The sequence below is a fragment of the Stenotrophomonas sp. HMWF003 genome, assembly GCF_003061285.1.
Taxonomy (GTDB): Bacteria; Pseudomonadota; Gammaproteobacteria; order Xanthomonadales; family Xanthomonadaceae; genus Stenotrophomonas; species Stenotrophomonas maltophilia_AP.
In genome coordinates, this window is record NZ_QAIW01000237.1 from 1 (window position 1) to 8020 (window position 8020).

Genomic DNA, 8020 nt, shown 5'->3' on the forward strand with positions numbered 1-8020 from the left:
CAGCTGTACCGGCTGCGCCCGCTCAGCGATGGTCGCCATGTGCTGGTGGAAGTGGACGAGTCGCGCATGCCGGCCGACCACCCGGCCGATTACAACAGCCTGCCGCGGATCGCCATGCCGGTCAGTGACCGCGCCGGCATCGCGGCGGCGTCATCGGGGACGCCGGCCACCATCCGCGTGCTGGTGGTGGCCACCAACGGCGCGGTGGCCGCGTACGGCGGCAACATGCAGTCGCTGGTGCAGCTGGCGGTGGCCGAATCCAACCAGGGCTACGTCAACAGCAACGTCGGCATCACCCTGCAGCTGGCCGGTTACGAGACCACGCCCTACGTGGAGTCGAGCAGCTTCTCCACCGACCTGGCGCGCTTCCGCAGCACCACCGATGGAGTGATGGACAGCATCCACACCAGCCGCAACACCACCCGCGCCGACGTCGCCGTGCTGGTGATCAACAATGCCAGCTCGTGCGGCCTGGCCTCCGGCATCGGCTCCACCGCGGCCACCGCTTTCGCGGCGGTGCATTGGGACTGCGCCACCGGCTATTACTCCTTCGCGCATGAAATCGGCCACCTGCAGAGTGCGCGCCACGACATCGCCACCGACCCGAGCACCTCGCCGTACGCCTATGGCCACGGCTATCGCTACGAGCCGGCCACCGGCGCGCGCTGGCGCACGATCATGGCCTACGCATGCACGGCGGGCTGCCCGCGCCTGAACTTCTGGTCCAACCCGAACATCAACTACAACGGCGTGCCGATGGGCATTGCCAGCAGCGCCGACAACCAGCGCGTGCTGGTCAACACCAAGGCGGCGGTAGCCGCGTTCCGCTGAGCCTGGCCAACGCCCTGCCTGCGACCGCACGTTGCGTTCGCGGGCAGGGCAACAACCGGGTCAGGCAGGATCGGTCGCGTCCGGGCGGCAGCGCCGCAGGGCGGTCTGGCCGTCGCCGGGCTCGATCCGGCCGGCAGGTAGGTCGCCGCCGGCGGAGGTGCTGTCGGCGTCGATGAAGAGCAGCAGATTCACGATCGCGCTGGTGGCCACATAGGCGGTGTCGCCCTCGGCCGTGGTCACACCGCGATACAGGCGCGGCGTCTTGCCGCACACCACCAGCTCGTAGGCCATCGCGCCGACACCCTCGCCATCGCCGGCCTTCAGCTGCATGCGTTCGCCATAGGGACCGCTGCCGAAGCGCTCCAGCAGCACCCAGCCCTGCGCGGGAGGCGCCTGTTCGAACGCGAACACGGGCGTGCGTCCCTGTGCGTCGGTGATGCCCTGGTAGACATCCTTTTCCGCCGCCACGAACGGCAGGTCGAACGCGGTGTGCGACAGCGCGAACGGCCGCAACGCGGCCGGGGCGCCGCTGACCGTATCGCGCAGCACGAACTGGTAGCGGTGTGGGCCGCTGCCCACCTGCGCGGCGTGCGGGTCGGGGGCGATCTGTTCCACTTGCGGTGATGCGGCGGCGGGGGCGGCGCTGGCTGCCGCAGGCGCGCCCAGCGAAAGCAGCGCGGCCAGCAGCAGGGCCGGTGTGGAGTCGATCATCCGTGATCCTTGATCGGCTCAGCGCGCCAGCGTGTCCAGGCTCCAACCCTGCGCGGTCACGCGCAGCACCGAGCCCTGTTCATACCAGTCGCCCAGGACAATCCGCGTGCACGGGCGACCGCCTACCTGCAGCGCATGGATGGCCGGGCGGTGGGTGTGGCCGTGAATCATGGTGTCCACGCCGTGCCGCGCGAAGGTGGCCTCCACTTCGGCCGGTGCCACGTCGGTGACGGTTTCGAAGCCGGCGCGGTCGTCCTGCTTCATTTCCGACTGGCGTGCCTGGCTGGCGTCGCGCGCCTTCTGCGCGAAGGCGATGCGCGCGGCCAGCGGCTGCGACAGGAACTGCGCCTGGAACACCGGGTCACGGGTCTGCGCGCGGAACTGCTGGTAGGCCACGTCGTCGGTGCACAGCAGGTCGCCGTGCTGCAGCAGTACCGGGCGGCCGTACAGATCGATCACGCTGGGGTCGGGCAGGATGCGGAAGCCGGCGCGGCGCGCGTAGTCGTTGCCGACCAGGAAATCGCGGTTGCCGCGGATGAAGTACACCGGCACGCCGGCATCGGCCACCGCATGCAGCGCGTCAGCCACCGCGTCGGCAGCGGCGGAGGGGGTGTCATCGCCGATCCAGGCTTCGAACAGGTCGCCCAGGATGTACAGCGCGTCGGCCTGCATCGCTTCATCGCGCAGGAACGCCAGGAACAGCTCGGTGATGGCTGGACGACTCGGGTCCAGGTGCAGATCGGAAATGAACAGCGTGGTCATGCGCGCATTGTAAAACGGGTCGGGCGGCTCTGCGGCGGCCCGCATCATCGGGTTACATCGGCAACGGGAGCCAGCGAAGGCTGGCACCGGCCAGCGCGGTGGCGATCGCCGTGGCGGCCAGCACGTCGCTGGGATAGTGCAGGCCCAGCACCACCCGCGACAGCCCCACCGCGGCGGTGAACGGCACCAGCAGCGGTGCCAGCCACGGGTAGTAGGCCAGGGCAACGATGGTGAACGACACCGCGTGCAGGGTGTGCCCGGACGGGAAACTGAACTCATCCAGCGGCGCCACCCAGGCGCGGATGCGCAGGTCGGCGGCATACGGGCGCGGGCGCCGGGTCCAGCGTTTGAGGCCCTTGTACAGCAGCAGCGCCATCAGCCCGGTGGCGGCCATGTGCAGCGAGGCCTGCAGCCCTTCAAACCCGTCCAGCAGCACCAGTGCGGCCATCAGCGCGTACCAGAACACGCCATCGCCCAGCCGGCTGACCACGGCGAACGCGCGGCGGACCCGGCGGCGCCGGCAGTAATGGTTGGCGCGGCGGCACCAGCGGGTTTCGTGGCCGCGCAGGGCCTCAAGCGGCGTGGTCGGCATGCGGCCTCCGGGCCTGGGCCAGTTCGGACAACAGGGCATCGAATTCGGCCACCACCTGCTGCGGATGCAGCCGCTTCATCGCGATGGCGGCGTTGCGGCCCAGGCGGGCCCGCAGCACATCGTCGCCGGCCAGCTGCAGCGCGGCGGCGACGAACTCACTGTCTTCGTTCACCGCGATGCCGTTGTCGTCGGTGCGCAGGAATTCGCGTGCCGCGCCGTAATCGAAGGCGACCGTCGCCACGCCGCTGGCCATCGCTTCCAGGGTGACATTGCCGAAGGTTTCACTGCGGCTGGGAAACAGGAACAGGTCGCCGCTGGCGAAGTGGCGGGCCAGGGCGTCGCCCCGCTGCACGCCGCAGAAGATGAAGTCGGGGTTTTCATGCGCCAGCTTTTCGCGCGAGGGGCCATCGCCCACCCAGATGAAGCGCGCCTTGGGGCGGATCTGCTGGAGGCGCCGGAACGCCTTCACTGCCAGCCCGAGGTTCTTCTCCGGCGCGATGCGGCCCACGTAGATCGCCGCAAAGCCGTTGCCGTCGATGCCCCATTCCTCGCGCAGGGCGGGGTCGCGCCGCTGCGGTTCGAACTGGCTGCTGTCCACCGCGCGGGCCAGCAGGCGTACCCGGTCGAAGCCCTGTTCGCCCAGGAACTGCTGCAGCTCCTGGGTGGGCACCAGGGTGGCATCGGCCTGGTTGTGGAAGCGCCGCATCCAGCGCAGCGCAGCGGCCTGCAGCCAGGCCACGCCGTAGTCGGGCAGATACTCGTCGAAGCGGGTATGGAAGCCGCTGGCCACCGGAATGCCCAGCCGTCGGGCGGTGCGCAGTGCCGACCAGCCCAGCGGGCCTTCGGTGGCGATGTAGATCGCATCGGGGCGTTGCAGCTGCCACTGGCGTGCCAGGCGCTTGGGCGCGGGCAGCCCGAAGCGCAGGCCGGGGTAGCGTGGGAGGCCGGCGCCGGCCACCAGCAGGGTGCCTTCTTCGGTGTCGGCTTCGGTGGCCTGGCGCGGGCGTACCAGGTCCACCTGGTGGCCGGCCGCGCGCAGTCCCTGTTCCAGCCCCTGCACGGTCAGGGCGACGCCGTTGACTTCAGGGGGGTACGTTTCAGTGACGATGGCATAGCGCATGGCGGGCCTCCGGTATGCGGCCATGCTGGGCGCGCGCGATGTAGCCCCCATGACGCGCGCATGACCGGCCGATGACGCCCGGAGGCTTCTGCCCCCGCGCTCGACCCACCGGCCGCCGTGCCTGGATAGGGGAGCAGCCAAACGGTTCTTTGCCCATATGCGGGGCAAGCAGAAGCGTGGCTTGACGCTTTCCAGGCGCGGCCGTCGGCGGGTCGGGCACTGGGTCCCCATGCCCTTTCCGGCGAATGTCCCCCGGCGTCGGCCTGCGACCGCCACCTCCTCCTTTATTTCGCCTCCAAGGGCATGGGGACCCAGCGCCCGACCCACCGACAAGCGTCAAAAAAAGCGTGGCATCCACCTGCGCACCGCAAGCCGAGCCCCGTAGCAGCCGGTAGGCCCCTGGGCAAAATAAAGGAGGAGGCCGCCACGCGGCCGGGGGACATTTGCGCCAGGGGCCTACCGGCTGCTACGGGGCCCTCCCGCTCGCGACCGGCCCGATCGGAGTCGCCAGCCGATCCAAACGGTGCCCGTGCACCCGCGTAGCGTCGCGCTCACTCTGCGACGGCCTTGCAACAAGACGCTCCCCTCAGAGGGGAGAAGAAACACAAAAAAACCACGGCCCCGAAGGGCCGTGGTTGGGTGTTGCGGTACTACCGGGCAACGATCAGAAGCGCTGCTGGTACTTCATGTAGACGAAACGACCGATGTCATAGCCGCCGTAGTACGAGAAGGCCGAGTTCGGCTTGCTGTACATGACCGGACCCAGCTTGTCGAACACGTTGTTGGCGCCGACCGACACGGTGGCATCCCACGGCAGGTTGTAGCGGAACTGCAGGTCGTGGAAGGTGACCGAACCACGCTCGTTGTAGTTGCGCGCGCCCTTGTACCAGGGAGCGTACACGCCCGGATCGGAGCACTCGCCCGGGTACCTGGTGATGTCCACGCACTGTTCCTTCACGCCGGAATAGTAACGCGCGGTCCAGGTCACGCCGAAGTTCTCCAGGTCCCAGCCCAGCGACAGGTTGGAGCGGATGCGGAAGCCGCTGCCGATGCCGTTGGTCGGGGTCGGAACCACCTTGCTGTCGTCGGTCGAACGGTAGATGTTCTCGCTGACGTAGGTGCTGGCCCAGTTGGCGCTCAGCTTGCCGTAGCCGGTGTCCACGCGGTAGCTCACGTCCAGGTCGTAACCTTCGGTCTGCAGGAAGCCGGCGTTGCGGTTGCCGAACTGCAGGTCGGTGACGATGCCGTTGGACGGGTCACGGGTGAAGCGGGTGCAACGCGAATCAATGCCCTGCTCGTAGCAGTCGATCAGGATCTGCGTCGGGGTATCGGCGATGATCGTGTTGTCGATGCGGATCTTCCACCAGTCCAACGCAATGTTGAAGTTGCTGATGAAGGTGGGGCTCCACACCACGCCCAGGGTCTTGCTGGTCGAGGTTTCCGGGGTCAGCAACGGGTTGGAGCCGTTGGTGAACGGCACCGGGGTGGCGTCGGTCGCGGTGGCGACCGGCTGGTTGCCCTGGCGCAGCTGGCGGAACGTATCGGCGTTGGCGATGTCGCGGGCGCAGCGCGCGCGGACTTCGGCGCTGGTCTTGGACGCACCGAACTGGGTGTCGCACGGATCGCTGAACTGCGCGAAGGTCTGCGAACCGCCACCGTACAGATCGTTGATGGTCGGCGCGCGGAAGCCCTCGGCCCAGGTACCACGGACCAGCAGCTGGTCGATCGGCTTCCACTTGAAGCCGAACTTGCTGTTGAGCGTGTTGCCGAAGGTGTCGTAATCCGAGAAGCGGGTGGCCGCGTTCAAGGTCAGTTCCTTGGCACCCGGCAGGTCGGCCAGCACCGGAACGTTGACTTCCAGATAGGCTTCGTTGACCTGGTAGTCACCACCGGTCGGGCCAGCGGCCAGGTTGGTGGTGGCACCGGTCTGGGCCAGCGGATCGGGCACGTACTTGCCCACTTCCTTGCGGCTTTCAACGCCGAACGCGAAGCCCAGGTCGCCTGCCGGCAGGGTGACGATCGAACCGGCGATGTTGGCGAAGAAGTTCTTCGTCGTGGTCTGGCCCTTGGTCAGCTCCGGCGGGAACAGCCATTCCTGCAGCTCGGCATTGCCGTCCAGGCCGTTCGGGTCGATCGTGCCGTACGGCACCAGCGGGTTCCACGGCTTGCAGGTGGCGGGATCGATCGGCGCGCCCGGGGTACCGCACTGCACCTTGCCGGTGGCAGCGTTGTAGAACGACGGGCCCACCGCAGCGGCGACACGGCCCTTGTGCAGGTTGCCGGTAGCCAGCGACTCCAGCTCATTGCGGTTGTACTGGTAGCCCACTTCCCAATCGAAGTAGCGCTCGCCGATGTCGAACGAACCATCGAACGAGGCCACCGCACGGTAGGTCTTCAGCTCGCTGGTGGTGACGCGCGGCACTTCCCACGTACGGCGGTTCCACGCGACGGCGGTCGGCGTGGCGTAACCGTGCTGGCGACCGAACGGGTTGAAGTAGCTGTCGATCGACATCGAGCCGACGCCGGCAGTGCTGGACTGCAGCGGGTAACCGGCGATCTGGCGGTCCGAGGTGCGCTTGTTGTAGCCCAGCTCGGTGCGGAAGTTGATGTTGTCGGTGATCGCAAAGCGACCGTCGAAGTACACCGAATCGCGCTTGACCGGATAGCTGACGTGCATCTGGTCGTTGGAGTTGCTGACATCACCGGTGAACCCGGTCGGGTCGGTCAGGTGATAGTTGGCCGGGTTGGTCGGATCGGTGCCGCGGTTGAGCGAGTAGTTGCAGCCCGCGGTGGCGTTGGTGCAGCCCGGGCGACCCTTCAGGCCGGTGAACTGGCCGTACTGGCTGATGGTGGCCCAGTTGGTCAGGTTGTCGGCGTGGCGATCGGTCAGGCCGTAGGCGCTGAAGCCACGGTCGGCGGCCCACACGGCCTTCTCTTCGGAATGCTCGGCCGACAGCGTCAGCGAGACGCGGTCGTTGCTCCAGCCGGCAACCACGTCGAAGCGGTCACGGGCGCCGTCGCCTTCGCTGTACTGGCCGTGGTAGACGTTGGCGGTGACGCCGGTGACGTTGCTGCGGGTGATGATGTTGACCACGCCGGCCATGGCATCGGAGCCGTAGATGGCCGAGGCGCCGTCCTTCAGCACTTCGATGCGCTCCACCGCCGAGACCGGCAGCGTGGAGACGTCCTGGTAGCCGGAGGTGCTGATGCCCAGGCGCTTGCCGTTGACCAGCACCAGCGTGCGCTGGGTGCCCAGGTTGCGCATGTCGATGTAGGTACCGCCGGCATTCTCACCGGCGGACAGCGCGTTGGCGCGGCTGATCGTCGGGCTGCCCATCGCGGTCACGTTCTGCAGGATGTCGGCCACCGAGCTGAAGCCCTGGCGTTCGATATCGTTGCGGCTGATCGCAAACACCGGCTGTGCGGTTTCCACGTCAACCTGGCGGATGCGCGAACCGGTGATCTCGATGCGGTCAAGGTTGGTAGCGGCCGGCGCGTCCTGTGCCATCGCCGGGGCGGCCATCAGGCCTGCGGTGCCGGCGACCAGGGCGTAGCGGATTGCCTGCCCCAGTACGTTGGTGCGTGAATTCATGTGGCTCTCTCTCTCGGTTGGAACTGGATCAAAAAGAGTCGGCGGGCCCAAGTTCCCGCCTTCCCAAAAATCCGGCGGTGTGAAGGCCGGTTCCTTGATCATAGTCTCGGTCGTTAATACTTTGTAAATAGTCCGCAAAGAATTTCTCACGGTTTTGTAACGAGCGAGACAAAAGTGCAAGAGAAGCAATGACTTGTCGTGGCGGTTCAGTGGTCGCTGCGTATCGGTTTGTGTCGAAATGTAGCAATTTGACGCAGTGCGGCATGGCCGACGCGCAAATTCGCCCCTCGACCGGCCGCGGGTCCCACCCGCAAACGGACACGACCCTGCCACCGCGCGCCGGGGGAGGCGGGCGGCGGAAGGGGGATAAGGTGGGTTCATACGCGCCCGGTACCGGAACGCGGTCCTGAAT

6 protein-coding genes are annotated in these 8020 nt (G+C 67.4%); 1 reads left to right on the forward strand and 5 read right to left on the reverse strand.

From position 1 onward, the window contains the following. Positions 1-831: zinc-dependent metalloprotease (locus tag DBR34_RS09750; protein ID WP_128096638.1), on the forward strand; the 831-nt coding region annotated here is incomplete at its 5' end. 60 nt (positions 832-891) lie between these two features. Here the strand turns inward: DBR34_RS09750 and DBR34_RS09755 are convergent. The 5 genes from DBR34_RS09755 to DBR34_RS09775 all read right to left on the reverse strand — a co-directional run bounded on the left by DBR34_RS09755 (position 892) and on the right by DBR34_RS09775 (position 7608). Next, the gene (locus DBR34_RS09755; protein ID WP_128096639.1) at positions 892-1542 is read right to left on the reverse strand and encodes a hypothetical protein; all 651 of its coding nucleotides are present in this window, start codon (positions 1540-1542) and stop codon (positions 892-894) included. Positions 1543-1560: 18 nt separating this feature from the next. Continuing rightward, positions 1561-2304, reverse strand: a complete 744-nt coding sequence (gene lpxH, locus DBR34_RS09760; protein WP_128096640.1) for a UDP-2,3-diacylglucosamine diphosphatase — start codon at positions 2302-2304, stop codon at positions 1561-1563. Between the two features lie 52 nt (positions 2305-2356). After that, on the reverse strand, positions 2357-2896 hold the full coding sequence (locus DBR34_RS09765; protein ID WP_128096641.1) for a phosphatase PAP2 family protein: 540 nt from the start codon (positions 2894-2896) through the stop codon (positions 2357-2359). Then, positions 2877-4016 carry a glycosyltransferase family 1 protein gene (locus DBR34_RS09770; protein WP_128096642.1) on the reverse strand — a complete coding sequence of 380 codons (1140 nt, stop codon included), beginning with the start codon at positions 4014-4016 and terminating at the stop codon, positions 2877-2879. The genes DBR34_RS09765 and DBR34_RS09770 overlap by 20 nt, the downstream gene beginning before the upstream one ends. A 664-nt stretch (positions 4017-4680) precedes the next feature. Beyond that, a complete protein-coding gene (locus DBR34_RS09775) occupies positions 4681-7608 on the reverse strand; it encodes a TonB-dependent receptor (protein ID WP_128096643.1) in 2928 nt (975 codons plus the stop codon). Positions 7609-8020: the final 412 nt, after the last annotated feature.

Coding starts and splice junctions, on each gene's coding strand:
- DBR34_RS09755 (WP_128096639.1), bottom strand. CDS start 1,542: ATGATCGACTCCACACCGGCCCTGCTGCTGGCCGCGCTGCTTTCGCTG.
- lpxH (WP_128096640.1), bottom strand. CDS start 2,304: ATGACCACGCTGTTCATTTCCGATCTGCACCTGGACCCGAGTCGTCCA.
- DBR34_RS09765 (WP_128096641.1), bottom strand. CDS start 2,896: ATGCCGACCACGCCGCTTGAGGCCCTGCGCGGCCACGAAACCCGCTGG.
- DBR34_RS09770 (WP_128096642.1), bottom strand. CDS start 4,016: ATGCGCTATGCCATCGTCACTGAAACGTACCCCCCTGAAGTCAACGGC.
- DBR34_RS09775 (WP_128096643.1), bottom strand. CDS start 7,608: ATGAATTCACGCACCAACGTACTGGGGCAGGCAATCCGCTACGCCCTG.